This is a genomic window from Pseudonocardia autotrophica, assembly GCF_003945385.1.
In the GTDB taxonomy this organism is placed as follows: Bacteria; Actinomycetota; Actinomycetes; order Mycobacteriales; family Pseudonocardiaceae; genus Pseudonocardia; species Pseudonocardia autotrophica.
On the sequence record NZ_AP018920.1, the window covers coordinates 1,551,163 to 1,569,562 of the forward strand.

The 18,400-nt window shown below is 75.1% G+C and carries 14 protein-coding genes; 3 read left to right on the forward strand and 11 right to left on the reverse strand.

Annotated features, from left to right (window positions below; genetic code table 11):
- Window positions 1-58: 58 nt before the first annotated feature.
- Together Pdca_RS07515 and Pdca_RS07520 are read left to right on the forward strand one after the other, a co-directional pair.
- Entirely contained in the window at window positions 59-1,684 is a 1,626-nt protein-coding gene (locus tag Pdca_RS07515) for a sensor histidine kinase (RefSeq protein WP_085916074.1), read from the forward strand.
- Window positions 1,681-2,367 (forward strand): response regulator, encoded by a 687-nt coding sequence (locus tag Pdca_RS07520; RefSeq protein ID WP_085916073.1) that lies wholly within the window; start codon window positions 1,681-1,683, stop codon window positions 2,365-2,367. Before Pdca_RS07515 ends, Pdca_RS07520 begins: the two co-directional genes overlap by 4 nt.
- Here Pdca_RS07520 and Pdca_RS07525 read toward each other — a convergent pair.
- The 4 genes from Pdca_RS07525 to Pdca_RS07540 form a co-directional block, all read right to left on the reverse strand.
- Entirely contained in the window at window positions 2,349-3,422 is a 1,074-nt protein-coding gene (locus Pdca_RS07525; protein WP_085916072.1) for an alpha/beta hydrolase, read from the reverse strand. The genes Pdca_RS07520 and Pdca_RS07525 overlap by 19 nt on opposite strands.
- A 117-nt stretch (window positions 3,423-3,539) precedes the next feature.
- Window positions 3,540-3,851: an integration host factor, actinobacterial type gene (gene mihF, locus Pdca_RS07530; protein WP_085916071.1), complete on the reverse strand. Its 312-nt coding sequence runs from the start codon at window positions 3,849-3,851 to the stop codon at window positions 3,540-3,542.
- A 197-nt stretch (window positions 3,852-4,048) separates the two neighbouring features.
- Complete coding sequence (locus Pdca_RS07535; protein ID WP_085916070.1) at window positions 4,049-4,519, reverse strand: nuclear transport factor 2 family protein; 471 nt, start codon at window positions 4,517-4,519, stop codon at window positions 4,049-4,051.
- A 129-nt stretch (window positions 4,520-4,648) separates the two neighbouring features.
- Window positions 4,649-6,076: an NAD(P)/FAD-dependent oxidoreductase gene (locus Pdca_RS07540; RefSeq protein WP_085916069.1), complete on the reverse strand. Its 1,428-nt coding sequence runs from the start codon at window positions 6,074-6,076 to the stop codon at window positions 4,649-4,651.
- A 275-nt stretch (window positions 6,077-6,351) separates the two neighbouring features.
- Between Pdca_RS07540 and Pdca_RS07545 the strand changes: the two genes are divergently transcribed.
- Window positions 6,352-7,965 carry an asparagine synthase-related protein gene (locus Pdca_RS07545; protein ID WP_174824364.1) on the forward strand — a complete coding sequence of 538 codons (1,614 nt, stop codon included), beginning with the start codon at window positions 6,352-6,354 and terminating at the stop codon, window positions 7,963-7,965.
- A gap of 1 nt (window position 7,966) precedes the next feature.
- Here Pdca_RS07545 and Pdca_RS37765 read toward each other — a convergent pair whose 3' ends face one another.
- The 7 genes from Pdca_RS37765 to Pdca_RS07580 form a co-directional block, all read right to left on the reverse strand.
- Window positions 7,967-9,322, reverse strand: a complete 1,356-nt coding sequence (locus tag Pdca_RS37765; RefSeq protein WP_085916068.1) for an ATP-binding cassette domain-containing protein — start codon at window positions 9,320-9,322, stop codon at window positions 7,967-7,969.
- On the reverse strand, window positions 9,319-10,419 hold the full coding sequence (locus Pdca_RS07555) for a FecCD family ABC transporter permease (RefSeq protein ID WP_232021450.1): 1,101 nt from the start codon (window positions 10,417-10,419) through the stop codon (window positions 9,319-9,321). The genes Pdca_RS37765 and Pdca_RS07555 overlap by 4 nt, the downstream gene beginning before the upstream one ends.
- Before the next feature lie 104 nt (window positions 10,420-10,523).
- Window positions 10,524-11,564 carry a FecCD family ABC transporter permease gene (locus Pdca_RS07560; RefSeq protein WP_307724073.1) on the reverse strand — a complete coding sequence of 347 codons (1,041 nt, stop codon included), beginning with the start codon at window positions 11,562-11,564 and terminating at the stop codon, window positions 10,524-10,526.
- The gene (locus tag Pdca_RS07565; protein WP_174824363.1) at window positions 11,561-12,559 is read right to left on the reverse strand and encodes an iron-siderophore ABC transporter substrate-binding protein; all 999 of its coding nucleotides are present in this window, start codon (window positions 12,557-12,559) and stop codon (window positions 11,561-11,563) included. The genes Pdca_RS07560 and Pdca_RS07565 overlap by 4 nt, the downstream gene beginning before the upstream one ends.
- 156 nt (window positions 12,560-12,715) lie before the next feature.
- Window positions 12,716-15,718, reverse strand: coding sequence for an LCP family protein (locus Pdca_RS37470; protein WP_085916066.1), 3,003 nt, complete (start codon window positions 15,716-15,718; stop codon window positions 12,716-12,718).
- Between the two features lie 200 nt (window positions 15,719-15,918).
- Window positions 15,919-16,917 carry a hypothetical protein gene (locus Pdca_RS07575; protein ID WP_197719943.1) on the reverse strand — a complete coding sequence of 333 codons (999 nt, stop codon included), beginning with the start codon at window positions 16,915-16,917 and terminating at the stop codon, window positions 15,919-15,921.
- Between the two features lie 67 nt (window positions 16,918-16,984).
- Window positions 16,985-18,064, reverse strand: coding sequence for a LytR/AlgR family response regulator transcription factor (locus tag Pdca_RS07580; RefSeq protein ID WP_307724072.1), 1,080 nt, complete (start codon window positions 18,062-18,064; stop codon window positions 16,985-16,987).
- Window positions 18,065-18,400: the final 336 nt, after the last annotated feature.

Consider the following 18,400-nt stretch of genomic DNA (forward strand, 5'->3'; position numbering starts at 1 on the left):
CGCATTCTGCCGCGACGGTCGCTGCCCTCGCGAACGGGCGGCGCAATAGGCTCGGCGCATGCGACGGCGCACCGGCGGGGCGGGCGGCCCGCTGGCACGCCAGTTCCTGGTGTGGCAGCTGGTCGTCGTCGCGCTGCTGCTCGGCGCGGTGGCCGCACTGGCCGCGGTGCAGTCGGCGGACTCGTTCTCCGAGACCCAGGGCCGCCGGATGCTGTCGGTCGCCGAGGACGTCGCGTCCGTCCCGACCGTGCGGTCGGCGTTGCAGACCGGCCGGCACGATCTGCTGCCGTCGTTCGCGCGCAGCGCGGAGAACCTGTCCGGGGCCGACCGGATCGAGATCGTCGACGCCGACCTGGTGGTGCGGACCTCACCGGACCCGGCGCGCGAGCGCAGGCAGTTCGATCCCGGGGCCAGCACCGCGCCCGCCGGGCGTGCCTGGATCGGTGAGCAGGACGGCCGCACGGTCGTCGCGCAGGTTCCGGTGATCGGCGACGACGGCACCGTCGTCGGGCTGGTCTCGGCCGGGATCCGGGCGCCCGCACTGTGGTCGTACCTGGCCGGGGCCCGGGCCGAGTCGGTGACCCTGCTCGGGCTCGCACTGGGCATCGGCGTCGCGGGCTCGCTGCTGCTGGCCCGCCGGGTCCGGCGGCAGACACTCGGGCTGGAGCCGGACGAGATCGTCGAGCTGGTGCAGCGCCGGGAGGCGATGCTGCTCGGGATCAAGGAGGGCGTCGTCGGGCTGGACACGGCCGACCGGATCACCCTGCTCAACCCGGTCGCCCGGGAGCTGCTCGAGCTCCCGGCGGCCCGGCCCGGCGAGCACGTCGACGAACTGGGGCTCGACGACCGGCTCCGCGAGGTGCTCACCGGCGCGGCGGCCGGGGAGGACCAGCTGGTGCTGCGGGGGGCCCGCGCGCTGGTGCTCAACCGGATGCCGGTCCGCCTCGACGGCCGGGAGGTGGGCGCCGTGGTCACGCTGCGGGACCGGACCGAGCTCACCACGCTGCAGCACCGGCTGGACGCCTCGCACACCGTCACCGACACGCTGCGGGCCCAGGCGCACGAGTTCTCGAACCGGCTGCACACCATCGCCGGGCTGACCGAGCTCGGCGAACACGACGAGGTGCGCCGGTTCGTGTCCGGGATCGTCGCGGCCTCGGAGGGCTGGCGCCGCGAGGTCTCGACCCGGGTCGGGGACCCGTCGACGGCGGCACTGCTGGTCGCGAAGAGCAGCCAGGCCGCCGAGCGGGGCGTGACGCTGGAGCTGGCCGCGGGCACCCGGCTCGCCCCGACCGACCCGGAGCGCGATCCGGACCTGTCCGCCGACCTGGTGACGGTGCTGGGCAACCTGATCGACAACGCGGTGGACGCGACCGCCTCGACGCCGCCGGGATCGGTGCGCCGGGTCGAGATCGGGCTGGCCGGCGGCGGCTCCGAGGCCGTGCGGGTCGAGGTCCGCGACTCCGGGCCCGGTGTCGCGACCGGGCTCGCCGAGGAGGTGTTCCGGGCCGGGTTCAGCACCAAGGCCGCGGAGATCGGCGGTCGCGGGCTCGGCCTGGCACTGGCCCGTCAGGCGTGCCTGCGGCGGGGTGGCACGATCGCCGTGCGCGACACCGGGCAGGGGCCGCCCGGTGCGGTGTTCGCGGCGCTGCTGCCGCTGCAGCCGATGGAGGTGCGGACGTGAAGGTGCTCGTCGTCGACGACGACTTCATGGTCGCCAAGGTGCACTCCGGCTACGTGCAGCGGATCGAGGGCTGCACGGTCGTCGCGGTGGCGCACCGCGGCGAGGAGGCACTGGAGCTGGCCGCGCAGCTGCGTCCCGATCTGGTGCTGCTCGACGTCTACCTGCCCGACATGTCCGGCATCGAGGTGCTGTCCCGGCTCCGCACCGGGATGCCGGACGACCCGTTCGTACTGGTCGTGACGGCGGCCGACGATCCGGACACGGTCGCGGCCGCGCTGCACGGCGGAGCGCTGCACTATCTGGTGAAGCCGTTCGACTCGGCGGCGCTGGCTGCTCAGGTGCACCGGGCCTCCCGGATCCGGCGCGACCTGGACCGGGTCCGCGACCAGTCCGACATCGACCGGATCTTCGGCGGCGGGGCGGCGGTACCGGCCGGCGGGGCGGCCGGTGGCCGGGAGCGGATGCCGAAGGGCCTCACCACGCCGACCGCCGAGCTGGTGGCGCGCACCCTGCGCGAGCACGGCGACGACCTGTCGGCGTCGGAGTGCGCGGAGGCCGCCGAGCTGTCCCGGGTCAGCGCGCGCCGCTACCTGGAGCACTTCGTCTCCACCGGGGTGGTGACGGTGCGGCTGCGTTACGGGGGCACCGGGCGCCCGGAACGCCGCTACCGCTGGGTCGGCTGAGAGGTCACCGGCTCCCCGGCCCCGGCCGCGTGATCCAGCAGCAGCGCGGCCAACGGCTCGTGCACGACGGCGGGCAGCAGGTGCCCCATGCCCTCGATCGTGACCGTCCGCGCGGCCCGGCCGATCCGCGCGGCCAGCGACCGCGCGTGCGGCGGCGGGTACACCGGGTCCTCGGGCGCCTCGACGACCAGGGTCGGCACCGTGATCGCGCCGAGCTCGGCGCCGCGGTCGAGCCCGACGGGATCGGCCTCGGCGGCGTGCGCGGTGGACGGCTCGATCCGGCCGGAGTGCGCCAGCACCGCCCGTTCCAGGGCGGCGTGCTCGGCCCGGTCGAACGGCAGCACGCCGCCGCACAGCCGGCGCCGGAACTCGACCCGCCAGGCCAGCTCGCCGCGCTCGTCGCGTGGGTCCTGCACCTCCTGCCGCATCCGCAGGACGTCGCGGGACGGACCGGGCAGCGCGGCGGCGGACGGGCCGGGAACGGGCATCGCCGGATCGGCCGGATCGGCCGGGTCCGGGTCCGGGTCAGCCGTCGCCGGGGCAGCCGTTTCCAGCGCACTCGTGTCCGGACCAGCCGGCTCCGGACCAGCTGTGTACGGACCAGCTGTGTACGGATCAGCTGTCTCCGGAGCAGCCGTTTCCGGCGCAGCCGTCTCCAGGGCCGTCGTAGCCAGCAACGCGGCGCTCACCAGCCGATCGGGGTGGTCGAGCGCGAGCAGCTGCACCAGCTCCCCGCCCAGCGCCGCACCGACGGCGTGCACCCGGTCGATCCCGCAGGCGTCCAGCACCCGCAACGCGTCGTCGGCGAGATCGGCGAGCCGGTACGGGTGCTCGTCGAACCGGTGCGCCGAGCGCCCGGTGTCGCGATGGTCGTAGCGGATCACCCGGTGCCGGGCGCGCAGCAGATCGACCAGCGGATCGGGCCAGCGGCCCAGGCCGGTCTCGTCGCCGCCGGCCACGAGCAGCATCGGTGCCGCGGGCGCCGCGCCCTCGACCGGCGGGAGGTCCTCGACCCACACGGTCACGCCGGGCTCGACCTCGACCTCGTGCTGCACGGCCGAAGCCTGTCAAACACCACCGGTGCCCCGCGCGGGCGGGTCACCACCCCCGGACGCGCGACGACCCGGACCGCATGCTGCGGGCCGGGTCGTCGCGAGAGCGAGGGGTGCGGCTCAGCCGACCTTCTCGATCAGCGCAGCACGCTGACGCTCGCCGAGACCGGCGGCCCGACGCGACGCGTCGATACCGGCCTCCTCCATCACCTTCGAGACCTTCGCCGGGCCCCAGCCCGGGACGCTCTTGAGCAGATCGGCGACCTTGGTCTTGCCGACGATCTGATCGGTCTTCGCGCGACCCAGAACCGCGGGGATGGTCTCCTCGCCACTGGCGATCTTGTCGCGGAGCTCCTTGCGGGCGGTGCGCGCGGCGGCCGCCTTCTTGAGTGCCTCGGCGCGCTGTTCCGGGGTCAGTGTGGGCAGAGCCATCGCTGACGCCTCCTCTCGGTTCCACGCGCCCCGTTCCGGGGCGGATTGGTATCGCGGATCGCGGTACAGACTGGCAGAGACACCGTCACGACCTGCGAGAACCCCCTCCACAGGGCGTGTCGGGCCTGGTCGGGCACTGCTCGTCGCAGCCGGGCGACCGTCTGTCGCACCGGATTGGTGAACTCTGTTGCCGCAGGTCAGCGGCATGAAAGCTCTCCCGGATCGCGGAGCCCGAGCGCGGAGCGCAGGCCGGCGACGTCCCAGAGCGTCCGCACCTCCTCGATCCGGCCCTGCCGCACCCGCACCAGCTGCACCGCGGTCACCTCGGCGGGCCTGCCGGTGGGGGGCGTGCCCGGCAGCAGCCAGGGCAGCTCGCGGTCGTGCACGAAGCCGAACCGGACCTCGTCGGCGATCCGGCGCACGTCCAGCGTGCGGGAGACGCGGGTACGCGCCCATCCGCCGGGCAGCGCCCCCGCCACGGCGTCGAGGTGGGCGAGCACCGGGGCCCGGCCGGTGCCGCCGGCACCGGTCGGCAGCTCGGTCCAGACGACGTCCTCGGCGAGCACCGCGGCCGCCGGGCCGGTGTCGCGTCGCTCGTGCAGTCCGGTGACGACGTCGTCCCAGGTCCGCGCGATGTCGCGCATGAGTGTCTGCATGGCCGGGGTCACCCGGTCACGGTGCCACGGCGCACGGCCGCCGGGAACGCCCGGACGTGCAGGTCGTCCGTGCGTTCCCGGTGTGGGAGGGGGCCGGTCGCGGCCCAGGGCGGGCCGAGCCGGGGCGCCGCCCGGTGTGGATCAGGCCGGGCGCCGCCCGGTGCCGGACGTGGCGTTCGGATCGATCTCGGGCCGGTGCTCGACGTTCTCGTGCGGGTGCGCCGAGTCGACCGCGACATCCTGCGGGTCCAGCGAGCGGTCGTAGGAGGCGGTGACGCTGATCAGCCGGTGCCCGCGGTAACGGGCGTAGCGCAGCGACCGGACCCAGTTGAACAGGGTGCCGAGCCGGTTGCCCCAGCCGATCAGGAAGGCGACGTGCACGTAGCACCACATCAGGTACCCGAGCCAGCCGGTGAACTTGACGCCGCGGACGTCCGCGACGGCCTCGCGGGCGCCGATGGTGGCCATCGACCCCTTGTCGAAGTAGCGGAACGGGGCCGGGGTGGTGTCGTCGCCCTTGACCCGGGCGGCGATCAACTTGCCGACGTAGGTGCCCTGCTGCATCGCGACCTGCGCGACGCCCGGCAGCCGGTCGATGGTCGAGACCATGTCGCCGACGGCGAAGACGTCGGTGCGCCCGGGCAGGCTGCAGTCCGGGTCGACCGACAGCCGGCCGGCCCGGTCGATCTCCGAGCCGGACGCCTTGGCGAGCAGCTCGGCCAGTGGGGAGGCCTGCACCCCGGCCGCCCACACCTTGGTGCGCGCGGTGATCCGCTCCTCGCCGTTCGGGCCCTTGACGGTGATGGAGTCGGCATCCATACCGGTCGCCATCGTGTTCAGGCGGACCTCGATGCCCTTCTGCTCCAGGGTCTTCCGGGTGTACTTCTGCAGCTTCTTCGCGAACGGCGGCAGCACGGCGGGCGCGGCGTCGAGCAGGATGATTCGCGCCGAGCGGGTGTCGATCGCCCGGTACTCGCGGGGCAGCACGTGCCGGGCCAGCTCGGAGAGCTGACCGGCCAGCTCGACGCCGGTCGGGCCGGCGCCGACGACCACGAAGGTCATCCAGGCCTGCTGCTCGGCCTGGTCGCCGGCGACCTCGGCCAGCTCGTAGGCGCCGAGGATCCGCGAGCGCAGCAGCCGGGCGTCCTCGATGGTCTTCATGCCGGGGGCGTGCTCGGCCCACTCGGGGTGCCCGAAGTAGGCGTGCGTGGCGCCCGCGGCGACCACCAGGGTGTCGTAGGGCAGGTCGATGCGCTGACCGTCCGGGGCGGCCGCCTGTACGACCTTGGCCTCCAGGTCGATCTCACCGACCTCGGCGAGCAGGGTCCGCACGTTGCGCTGCTTCTTGAGTACCCGGCGCAGCGCGGGGGCGATCAGGCCTGGGGACAGGATCCCGGTCGCGACCTGGTAGAGCAGCGGCTGGAAGAGATGGTGGTTGGTGCGGTCGACGATGGTGATGTCGACGTCGGCGCCCTTGAGTGCCTTGGCGGCCTGGACGCCGCCGAACCCACCGCCGACGATCACGACCTTGTGCCGGTCCTGTTGTCCGTCGTGCGCTGCCGTGCTCACTGGGTCCGCCCCCCGTAGGTCGTCTCCGGTGCGCGGGGTCTCCGCGCCGTGGTCCGCAGGCCGGGTGGCTCCTCCCGTCCCGAGCAGGGGCGGTCCTGGTGAGTCGACGGCGGTCGACAACGACGAGGGGCCGTCCGGCCAGTCCCCGACCGTACGAACACCGGCGCGACAGGGCAATTCGGGACGACCCGGAAACGCATTTCAGAGTCCGAACTCACACCTCGATCATGCACAAGCGACATGCGCTCCCAACCGGACGTGGCACCATCGACCGCATGTGCGGGATCGTCGCCGCGTTCGGCGGGACAGCAGTGGGCAGACCGAAGGACACCGACAAGTACGAGCGGATGCTCGCCAGGGTGGCGCACCGCGGCCCCGACGACACCGGGATCCAGGTGGTCGGGAACTCCTGGCTCGGCCACCAGCGGCTGTCGATCATGGACGTCAGCGGTGGTCACCAGCCGATGTCCGACGCGGCCGAGACGGCCTGGATCGTCGGCAACGGTGAGATCTACAACCACGAGCGGATCAGCAAGGCGTTCCCGGACGGCACGGTGCGCACCAAGTCCGACACCGAGGCCGCGTTGCACGCGGTGATGTGGGACGGGCAGGTCGCCGTCGCCTCGCTGAACGGAATGTTCGCCGTCGCGATGGGCCGCAACGACGGATCGGCGCTGGTCGCCAGGGACCCGTTCGGGGTGAAGCCGCTCTACTGGGTGCCTCCGACCCAGCTCGCCGACGGCGCGGGCGACACGGTGCCCTACACCGACCCGGACCCGCACGCGACCGTGCTGTTCGCCAGCGAGCTGCGGGCCTTCGACGAGTCCGACCGGCCCTACGTCGAGTCGTTCCCGCCCGGCTGCCTGTGGAGCCCGTCGTCCGGGCTCGTCCGGTTCGCCGAGTCGGTGCCGGTGGAGGTCCGCCCGGCCCGGCGCGCCATCCGGCCCGGCTGGGACGACGCCGACCTGTCCCGGGTCCGCGAGGCCGTCATCTCCGCGGTGCGCCGCCGGATGATGTCCGACGTCGGGGTGGGCGTGTTCCTCTCCGGCGGGCTGGACTCGGCGCTGGTCGCCGCGATCGCCGCGCAGGAGGCCCGGGCCCGTGGTGAGCAGCTGCCGACCTTCGCCGTCGGCACCGAGGACTCCGGCGACCTGATCGCGGCCCGCAAGGTCGCCGCGCACATCGGCTCGGACCACCACGAGATCCTGGTGACCCCGGAGGACATCGGACAGGCGCTCGACCACGCCGTCGAGGTCATCGAGCACTATGACCCGGCGCTGGTCCGCAGCGCGGTGCCGAACCTGATCCTGGCCCGCGAGGCGGCGAAGACGGTCAAGGTCGTGCTGACCGGGGAAGGCGCCGACGAGCTGTTCGCCGGCTACGCCTACACCCACGGGCCCGAGTACGCCGACCCGGACACCCTGCAGGCCGAGCTCGTCCGGTCGCTGGAGCAGCTGCACCATCTCAACCTGCAGCGCTGCGACCGCACCACGATGTACTTCGGGCTGGAGGCCCGCGAGCCGTTCCTGGACTCCGGGCTGGTCCGCGCCGCGCTGGCGCTGCCGCCGGAGTGGAAGCAGTGCCCGGACGGGCGCCCCGAGAAGGCGATCCTGCGCGAGGCGTTCGAGGGCTGGCTCCCCGAGGACCTGCTGTGGCGTGGCAAGGAGCAGTTCGGCGACGGCTCCGGGGCGGGCACCGTGCTCGCCGGCCTGGCCGCCCGGAAGGCGGAGGCGGCGCGGGAGTCGGGGGAGACCCGGAGCGTGCCCCACCATCCCGAACACTCCTGGCCGCTGCGCAGCGAGGAGGAGTTCCTCTACTACGAGATCTGGCAGTCGCACTTCGCGGGGATCCGCCCGGACCGGGTGCTGGGGGCCTTCGCCACCGCGTAGCTCAGTCGCGGGTCGCCCGGGCGGCCCCGGACAGCTCCTTCGAGCCGGGGATTCCCGCCGGGTCGGCCCAGTCCTCGGGGCGCCACGCCCCGGAGGTGCGCAGCGCTCGGCCGCAGTGCACGAACGTCTCCTCGACGTCGAGGACGATCGCCAGTTGCGGAGGATCCGGCCACAGCCCGAGCACCTCGGGATCGCGCACCACCCGGCCGTGCCCGTTGACCCGCAGCACGTGGTCCAGCCGGGGCACGCAGAAGGTCAGCCCGACGCCGGGCCGGACGAGCAGGTTGCGCAGGCTGTCCAGCCGCCGGTTGCCCGGCCGCTCCGGCAGCGCGAGCTGCCGCCCGCCGTCCAGGATCCGCGCGCCGTCGGCCGCCGGGGTGCCGCGCGGGGTGACCGTGACCGACCCGGACGGACCGACCGTCCCCAGGAAGGTCAGCGTCGCGGCACCGATGAAGCGGGCCGCCACCTCGTCGATCCGGGTGGCGGACTTGTCCAGCACCAGCGGGTGCGGCTCGGCGACCACCTCGCGCAGCTCGTCCTCGGTGCGCAGGCCCGGCCCGCCGTGGCCGGGTACCGGGTGGTGCCGCCCGGCCGGGACCACCATCGGCGTCCCGGTCACCGGGTCCGGCACCACCTGCGACTCCATCGCGAACACCCGGCGGACGAGATCGACGGTCATCGTGGTCGCCGGTGGGCCCTCGGCGACCACGGCGCCGTCCCGCATCGCGATCAGGTGGTCTGCGTAGCGGCAGGCCAGGTTGAGATCGTGCAGGACGACGGCGACCGTCGTCCCCTCCGACCGGTTGCGGTCGACGAGCAGGTCCAGCACCTCGACGGCGTGCGTCATGTCGAGGAAGGTCGTCGGCTCGTCGAGCAGCAGCACCCCGGTGTCCTGGGCGAGGACCATCGCGATCCACACCCGTTGCCGTTGCCCACCGGACAGCTCGTCCACCGGGCGGGCGGCCAACTCCAGCACCCCGGTCGCGCGCATCGCGGCGGCGACGGCGTCGTCGTCGGTGCCGGCCCGCCCGCCGAACCAACCCTGGTGCGGGGAACGGCCGCGCTCGACGAGATCGGCCACGGTGATCTCGTCCGGCGCGACCGGGGACTGCGGGAGCAGGCCCAGCCGGCGGGCCAGCTCGCGGCCGCCGATCTCGCGCAGATCGGTGCCGTCGAGGGCGACGTGCCCGGCGGCCGGGCCGATGATCCGGCCCAGGCCGCGCAGCAGGGTGGACTTGCCGCAGGCGTTCGGCCCGACGATCGCGGTGATCCGCCCGGGTGGCAGCCGGACGGTCAGACCGTCGACGACCACCCGGTCGTCGTAGCGCAGGACCAGGTCATCCGCGGTCAGGCTCATGTCGTTCCCCTCGTCCGGGCTCGGGCCAGCAGCAGGAGCAGATAGGGCGCGCCGATCGCGCCGGTGACCACACCGACCGGCAGCGCGACGTCGGCGACCAGGTAGCGGGCCACCAGGTCGGAGGCGAGTACCAGCAGCGCACCGATACCGGCGGCGTGCGGGAGCGAGCCGCGGCCCGGGCCGGCCGCCCTGGTCGCGAGCGGGCCGCAGACCAGCGCGACGAACGACACCGGCCCGGCCGCGGCGACGGCGGCGGCGACCAGCAGGACACCGACCGCGATCAGGGCGAGCCGGACCCGCCCGACCGGCAGCCCGAGCGCGGTGGCGGTGTCGTCCCCGAGCTCGAGCCGCGGCAGCGCCCGGGCCAGCACCAGCGCGGCGGGCACCAGCGCCGCGCAGGCCACGGTCAACGGGACCGTCCGGGACCAGTCGGCCTGGTTGACGCTACCGGTCAGCCACACCAGGTTCTCCTGCGCACTGGTCAGCGACGCGCGGATCATCAGGAACGACACCACCGCCAGCAGGCCGCTGCCGATCCCGACACCGACCAGTACGAACCGGACACCGTGCAGGCCGTCGCGGTGGGTCAGGGCCAGGATCAGCGCGGTCGTCGCCAGCGCGCCCAGCACCGCCGCGACCGAGACGCCGGTCGCGGACAGCCCCAGCAGCACGGTGCCTGCCACGGCGGCGGCGCTCGCTCCGGCGCTGATCCCGATGATGTCCGGGCTGGCGAGCCGGTTGCGCAGCAGCCGCTGGAACAACGCCCCGGCCAGCCCCAGCGCGGTGCCGACCAGGAGGGCGGTCAGTGCCCGCGGCAGCCGCAGCCGCAGCACGACGAGCTCGGTGCCCGGTGACGCCGATCCGGTCAGCGCGGCCAGCACGTCGAGCGGGGCGACCGGTCGCGCACCGACCGAGAGCGTCACGACGAACGCGATCACCACCGCCGCGGCGATCGCCGCCCCGGACACCAGTAGTCGGCGCCGGCGCCGGGCGCGCAGCCCGCGCAGGACGCCGGCGTCTTCCCGGCCGGTGCCGCCGGCATCGTGCGGCGGTGCGCCCCCCGGCCGGGCGAGAGGGGCGGCCTGCGGTGCATCCACCGGACGATCCGCCTGCGGTGCTTCCACCGGGCGACCCGCCTGCGGCGTGCTCACCGGGCGACCCGCCTGCGGTGCTTCCACCGGGCGACCTCCCTGCGGCGTGCTCACCGGACGACCCGTCTGCGGCGCACCAGAGCCACGAACAGCGGAGCGCCGATCACCGCGGTGACCACCCCGGCCTGCACCTCGCCGGGCGGAATGACGACCCGCCCGAGCACGTCGGCGAGCAGCAGCAGCGCCGGGCCCGCCGGCAACGCCAGCGGGAGCAGGGTGCGGTGGTCGGGACCGGTCAGCCCGCGCAACAGGTGCGGCACGGCGAGCCCGACGAAGGCGATCGGCCCGGCCGCTGCCGTCGCCGCCCCGGCCAGCAGGACGAGCGCGATCCCGCAGACCAGCCGGTCGGCGCCCGGGCGGCGACCGAACGAGCGGGCGACGTCGTCGCCGAGCGCCAGCGCGTTGAGGCGCGGCCCGCAGGTCAGCGCGATGACGAGCCCGGCCACGATGAACGGGGCCGCCTGGGCTGCTATCGACAGGTCCCGGCCGGCGACCGAACCGACCTGCCAGAACCGGTAGTCGTCGAACAGGGCGGGATTGGTCAGCAGGAACACGGTGATCACCGAGCCGAGCCCGGCCGCGACCGCCGCCCCGGCCAGCGCCAGCGCGGCGGGGGACACGGTGCCACTGCGCCCGATCCCGGCGACCCCGCCGACGACGACCGCGGCCAGCGCTGCGCCGGCGAAGCCGAACCACACGTAGCCGGTCAGTGTCGACACCCCGAACAGGCCGATCGCGAGCACGACGGCGAGCGCGGCACCGCTGTTCAGTCCCAGCAGCCCGGGTTCGGCGATCGGGTTGCGCGTCATCCCCTGGGCGAGCACGCCCGCGACCCCGAGCGCAGCCCCGGCGAGTACGGCGAGCACGGTGCGGGGCAGCCGCACATCGGTGACCACCAGGCTCTGCGGGGTCACCGGGCCGTCACCGAACAGGGCGTCGGCGACGACCGCCGGTGGGAGGTGCCCGGCGCCGACGAGCATGCTCGCCGCGACCGCCCCGGCCAGCAGCACCACGAGCAGCAGCGCGGTGCGCCGGACCCGGCCCCGGCGCCCCGGTACGGCCGCGGCCTGCGTGTCCCGCAGTGCGGTCACGGAGCCGCGGTCGCCGCATCTGCGAGGCGGGGCACGGTCCGCTCGAGCGCGTAGGTCCACCCCTGCACCGAGGCGGCCGAGAAGGCCTGCGACACGTCCCGGTCGGACAGCAGCACCCCGCGTCCGGCGGAGACCGACGGGACCGCCTGCCACAGCGGGTCGTTCTCGATCTCGGTGGCGTCCTTGCCGATCGGCTGCATCACGGTGACGTCCGCGTCGAGCAGGTTCATCCGCTCCCGCGAGATCGGCGTGGAGAAGCCCTCGGTGGGCAGCGCGGCGATCTGCGGTGCGAGGGCCATGCCGAGCTCCTCCAGGAAGGTGACCCGGCCGGAGCCCGCGGTGTAGGCGGCGTACTCACCGAGGGTGTTGCGTGCGCCCGACACGACGGTGGCGCCGGCCAGCTGCGGGTGCTGGGCACGGGCGTCGGCGAACCGCTGCTCCAGGTCGTCCTGCAGCTGCCCGGCCTGCTCGGCCCGGCCGAGGGCGGCACCGACCGTCCGGAGCTGGTCGCGCCAGGTGGTCAGGTAGTTCTCGCCGCCGGCCGGGATCCCGACGACCGGCACCCCGAGCTGGTTCAGCCGGTCGTAGCGGTCCCGGGTGCCGGCGGCTCTGGTGTCGAGGATCAGATCCGGCTCCAGCGCGGCGACCGCCTCCAGATCGACCTCGAGGGTCCCCAGCACGGTCGGCGGAGTCGTGTAGTTCTGCGGCACCCACGGCCCGAGGCCGTCGTCGCCGATGGCGAGCCAGTCGGCCGCGCCGACCGGCTCGACGCCCAGCGCGAGCGCGGTCTCGGCGTCGCTCCAGCCCAGCGCGACCACCCGCTGTGGCTGCTCGGGGATCGTCACGTCGCCGAACGCGGTGGGCACGGTGACCGGGAAGGCGCCGTCGGCGGCGGCCGGTCCGGTCCCGTCCGCGGCGGGACCGGAGCCGCAGCCGGCGACGAGGGCGAGGGCGGCGGTGAGGGCGGCGAGTGCGGGGAGCAACCGACGGGGCACGATGGACAGCCTTTCTACAGGTCAGGTTGCGTTCACCTAATCAATCTCGCGACGGAGACGCCAGAGCGGGTGACGACCACCTCGATCCGGGCATCCGGAGCGGATCCGGCCGGCAGCCCTCGGTCCGCGCCGCGCGGACCGTCGGCACCGGGTGGCTCAGCCCGGGATGTCGGCCTGCCCGGCGGGGACGTCGGCGGCGCCGACCGCGGCGCAGGCGTCCTCGACCGACTGGGGCGCGGCCGAGGCCGGCTCCTCTTCCTCCGCGTCGGGCTCGGCGGTCCGCTCCGACGACGTGGCGGGAGACTCGGTCGTGGGGCTCGGCTCCGTCGTCGGAGCGGCGAGCGCCGGGTCCGGGGCGGGCGGCGGGTCCGCGATCGCGTCCCGGACGACCTCACGCATGTAGTCGATGTCCGGGTCGGCGGTGACGAAGAAGCCGGTCGAGGAGTTCGGATCCGGCAGCGACGGATCGAACGCGACGCTCTCCAGCCGGAACCCCTCGTCGGCGAGCACGGCGAGCGCCGGGAGCACCTGCTGGGGCATGTCGGTGGCGACGTTGTCCCGGGTGACCGCGGCGATGCTCTGGAAGCGGCCGATCAGCTCGGTCGCGCTGGTCTCGCTGATCACCGCCTGGATCAGGCAGCGCTGCCGCCCCATCCGCTGATAGTCGGTGCCGTCCCGGCGGGAGCGCGCGAACCAGAGCGCGTCCTCGCCGTTCAGGGTCTGCACGCCGGACTGGATGTAGCGGTCCGGCGTGGTGTAGCGGCCGAACGCGGTGACCCCGCCGACCGGGACCGGTTCCGGGCCGACGTTGACCGTGACCCCGCCGACCGCGTCGATCATGGCCGAGAACCCGGCCATGTTGACCTCGAGGTAGTAGTCGATCGGCAGGCCGGTCATGTACGAGACCGTCGACTGCAGCAGGTTGATGCCGGGGAAACGGGTCGGGCCCTGCGGCGCGATCTGCGGGTGCTGCTCGCCGTAGGCGTAGACGCCGTTGAGCAGGTAGTCCCCGGCCGAGCCGGACGGGTCGTTGAACCCGTTCGGGAACTCCTCCGCGGCCGGGCTGCCCGGCGGGAACTCGGCCCGCTGGATGTTGCGGGGCAGGCTGAACAGCGTCGTCCGGCCGGATCGGGTGTCGATGCTGGCGAGCATCATCGTGTCGGTACGGGTGCCCGCACGATCGTCGCCGGCGTCGCTGCCGAGCAGCAGCACGTTCAGCCGGGGTTTCCCGAGCGCCTCGGCGGCGGACGTCCCGCCGCCCTGGAACAGCGAGTTGAGCAGCCCGCGCTGGGAGTTGAGCAGCTCGACGCCGTAGCCGAAGGGCACCGCCACGGTCAGGCACATCAGCGCGGCGGTCGCGGTACCGAGTGCCTTCTGTCCGGGCGCCATGCCGCGCGGCCGGGCCAGCGCGTAGGTGCGGGCGACCTGTGCGATCCAGCCGATCCCGCCGAGCACCAGCAGCCCCGCGATGACGGTGAGCGTGGTGGTGGACAGCAGGTTCTGCAGCAGGGTGGAGCGGCGGGCGAGCAGCACCAGCAGGGCCAGCGAGACGACGATCGCGACGAGGGTGCCGAGGATCAGCCCGCCGGTGCGCCGGCGGCGCAGCGCGAGATGGCCGGAGCCGGGCACCACGGCGGAGGCAGCGGTGAGCCCGAGGGCGGCGCCCAGGGTTTCCCGCGCGGTGTCCAGCGGGCGCCTGCGGGCCTCCGTGCCGGAGCGTTCACCGGGGCGCGGGGAGTCGCCGGATCGGGCGCTGTCGCCGCCCGGGCTGCTGCCGCCGTGGGTCTCGGTGCCCGGGCGGGCCGGGCCGCGATTGCGCGAGGCGGCCGCCGCGGCACCGATCGCCGCGGCACCGGCGGCCGCTCCGGCGCCGGCCGCGGCCGGGCCGGCCGGACCGTCCGTGGCGTCGGCGGGTGCCGCCGGACCGCGCGGCGGACGTGCCGGGGGGCGCCGGCCGGGCCGGTCCGCTCCGGGATCGGCGTCCGGATGGGTCGGGGGACCGGGACGACGCGTCGTCGGGGCGCCGGGCCGGACCGGGGCGCCGTCGGGCCGGCCCCGGGCCGGTGTGCCGTCCGGGCGCGCCGCGGGTGGTGCACCCGGCGGGCCGGCGGAGGGTGAACCCGCCGCGACGGCGGAGGGTGATCCCGGAGCGACGGGCGGAGCCGGGCGGTCGCGCGGCGGCGCCGGTGACCCGGGGCGGCCGGCCGGGCCGGGCCCACCGTCGCCGGTGGGTGGTTCGGGCCGGGCATCGGCATCGCGGGTGCGGCGCCGCGGCACGACCGGCAGCTCCCCGCTCAGGCGGGCGGCGCGGTCCCGTTCCGCGGGCGGTGCGTCGGGTTCGGCGGCGCGGTACCGGCGGCGCTCGGCGGCCGTGTCCGGGCGACCGGGTACGGCCGTCGCGGCGACGGTCTCGCCGATGCCGCGGCGGGTCGCCCGGATCGAGCGGATGTCGGTGGGCCTCGAGTCGCTGTGCCCGCTCCGGCCGGGTGGGGGCTCGGGGCGCGCGTTGCGCTCGCGCCAGGCGGCAGCACGTTCGGCCGCGGCGGCGGCCTCGCGCTCGCGGCGGCGCAGCCACGGCCCGTCCTGCTCGGCGGGGGCGCCACCCCGGGCAGCCGGCCCGGCCGGGCCGGGGCGACCATCGCCACCCGGCGGCGGACCGGCCGGACGTTGTTCGGGCCCGGTGCCGGCGGGGGGTCGCCCGTGCGGGCCGGTCGGCGGCCGCTCGGAGCCACCGGTGGGGCCACGACCGCCCGGCCCGGGACCCGCCGGACCGCCGGGGGCACGGCCGCTCGGTCCGGAGCCGGGTACGCCGCCACCGGACGGGCCGGGCCCCGAGGGGCCGGTGGGTCCGCCGTCCGGTCGCTGGTGCTGCCCGCCGCGGGTGGGCGGCGGGGTCGGCGGCCCGGGCCGGCCGACGTGCGGCGGGCCGGAGTACCGACCGCCCGCCGGGCCGGGTTGCTGATCGGGGGACTGCTGCCTGCCGGGCGGCGCCCCGGGATCACGCGGATCGCCGCCGTCCGGCGGTGCGGGGCGCTCGTGGCGGGCGTCGGGCCGCAGGTGCGGGCGGTCGTCGCGACGGCCGGGGCGCCTGGGGTCCCGTGGCGGGCCGGAGCGGGACGGGTCCTGCCCGCGGGGGTCCTCGCGCGGTGGTTCGGCCACCCGGGCACCCCTTTCGCTGGTCGGCACGGTCGGGCCCGCCGTGCCGGGCGTCGGGGCCCCGGCACGGGTGTCTGCCCCGAGCGGCGCGCTCCGGCGCCCGGGTCACCCGAGAGTACTTGCCGTGATCACGATCTCGGTGCCCGGCCACCCACCCCTGTGGGTGTTCCGGGGGAGGTCACGGGAGGGTCCGGACATACCCGTCACTGGTAGGACACGAAGACCGGCGACTCGGGGCGGACGTCGTAGGTCTGGCGCGGGGTGAACGTCGGCGAGTCCTCGTCGAGGAAGTTCTTCCACCCCCACCAGAGCCCCTCCGGCCCGGGCGCGGCGTGCAGCGTGTTCCAGGTCTCGATCTTCTCCTGCGGGGTGCCGAAGCCGTCTGCGTGCAGCACGGTGGCGAGCTCCGGGTGCGAGGTCACGACCTCGGCCCGGTCGGAGATCATCGGAACCTGGAACTGGTGCAGCAGGAACACCTTCTGCGGCAGGTTCCGCTCGCGGACCAGGCCGGCCAGCCACTCCGACGTCGCGTTGATCTCCGCCGCGCTCACCGAGCCGACCTGGGCGCCGTGCCGCTGCTGGTCGGTCAGCCGCCATTCGGGATCGAGCGCGAGCCCGACGTGCGGCTGGGCCAGCAGCTCGGTGTAGAGCTGCGCCTGGGTGCGGAAGTCGGCGCGCCCCGGCTGCAGGTCCAGGACGACGTAGACCCCGGCCCGTCCGGCCTCCTCCACCCACGGGCGCAGGTCCTCGACGCTCATCTCGGCCGAGTAGTCGCCGTCCGGCCCGGGGGCGGTGTCGGCGACGGTGGCGATGATCTCGAAGGCCGGTACCACCGGCTCGTCGACCAGCGGCTGGAAGTCGGCCGCGAGGTCCTTTGCCCTGGCGATCGAGGCGGCGAGGTCCTGCTCACCGAGCACGCCCATCGCCGGCGTCCCGGGATGGCCGTACAGGGCCACCATCCGGCGCTGCGGGAACAGCTCGGTTCCACCGCCGGGCAGCTCGGGCACCGGAGGCTCGGCGCTGGTCGGCGCGGCCTCGGGGGCGGGAGGCGGCGCCGCCTCCGCGTCGGTGGCCGGATCGGGGCTGCATCCCACGGCCAGTGCGCAGATCGCGACGAGCGCGGCGAGCAGAACGAGCGGCCGGGCGCGCCGGCTAGGTCGGTGACGGACGGTTGACGGCTGAGTAACCCCGGAGTTGGACACCGGTCACCAGGCTAGGTGAGCGGGGTCCGGGTGGCAGTGCGGAGCGTGCCCGGCGTGTCGGTCGGCGTCAGCGGGGGAGGATGGGGCCGTCCGGGCCGTCGTCGGGCCCGCGCTGCGGCCGCGGCGGGCGTCCGCGCAGGATCCGCTTGAGGCCCGCGGTGTGCCGCCGGCTGACCGGCAGTTCGACCGCGCCCGGGCCGTTGCCGAGCCGCACGACGTAGCCGGAGCCCGACATCCGCAGCTCGGTGATCAGCGCCAGTGCCACCAGGTAGGCCCGGTGGATCCGGACGAACCCGGCCTCGCCCCACCGGTCCTCCAGTACCGAGACCGGGATCCGGACCAGGTGGCTGCCGTCGTTGGTGTGCAGCCGGGCGTAGTCGCCCTGCGCCTCGACGAACCGGATCGACGAGCGCGGGACGAGCTTCGTGGTGCCGGCCAGCTCGACCGGGACCACCTCGTCGTCGGAGGTGGCGGCCGCGGGGACACCCCGGCGGGCGGCCGGCGCCTGCGGGCCACCGGGATGGGCGGCCGGTCCGGCCGGCCCCGGTCCGCCGGTCTCGGCGCGGCGTGCGGCGTGCAGTGCGACCGTCCGGTCGAGGGACCCGGCGAGGCGCTCGCTGCGCAGCGGCTTGAGCAGGTAGTCGACGGCGCCGACCTCGTAGGCGTCGACGGCGCGATCGTCGTGCGCGGTGACGAAGACGACGGGCGGTGGATCGGCCATCGCGTTGAGCACCCTGGCGAGCTCCAGGCCGTCCAGGCCGGGCATCCGGATGTCGAGGAACACGACGTCGACGCCGGGCTTGGAGGCGTCGGCCTGGGAGCCGTGCAGGATGCGCAGGGCCTCGGTCGCGTCCGGCGCGGTGAGGACGGTGTCGACCCGCGGGTCCTCGCCGAGCAGGTGGGCGAGCTCCAGCAGGGCCGGTTCCTCGTCGTCCACCGCCAGGACGGTCAGCAGCGCACCGCCGGGGGACGGTTGGTGCGGCGGCGGTTCGGGGGCTCGCGCCTGCCCGGGCAGACCGATCGGCCGGTGGTTGCTCGCTCCGTATCCGGGCGGCGGACCGTAGCCGGGCGGCATGCCGTACCCGGCCGAGCCGGAGACGACCGGCGTCGCACCGGAAGCGTGCCCACCCCGCGCGTGGCTGTACACGGCTCCTCCTTGCCGCGGGCCTGTCGCCCGCTGACCGGTGACTGCGGGCACACCGTATCGAGGCCGCGGAGAGTCACCGAAGGCCGGTCCTCCGCGCGCGTCGCCACGATCTGGTGTAGGCCGTCCGGGGGGGCGTCGTCGCGAGGGGTGAGCCGGCCCTGCGGCGAAACGGTGGACACCGGGCGCCCGGCCCGCCCCGGTGGTGTCGTCGCTGGTCGGGCGGACGGTCCGATCCTCGCCGATCGGACGGGGTCGCGGCCGGTCGTATTGTGGCACTCGGTGCCGAAACGCTACGGTGCGCTGCGGTCCGACACGGATGACCGTGCGCACCGGCGC

Bases quoted from the DNA above. Each gene is read 5' to 3' on its own strand.
- Pdca_RS07515 (WP_085916074.1), top strand. From the start codon at position 59: ATGCGACGGCGCACCGGCGGGGCGGGCGGCCCGCTGGCACGCCAGTTC.
- Pdca_RS37765 (WP_085916068.1), bottom strand. From the start codon at position 9,322: ATGAGCCTGACCGCGGATGACCTGGTCCTGCGCTACGACGACCGGGTG.
- mihF (WP_085916071.1), bottom strand. From the start codon at position 3,851: ATGGCTCTGCCCACACTGACCCCGGAACAGCGCGCCGAGGCACTCAAG.
- Pdca_RS07545 (WP_174824364.1), top strand. From the start codon at position 6,352: ATGTGCGGGATCGTCGCCGCGTTCGGCGGGACAGCAGTGGGCAGACCG.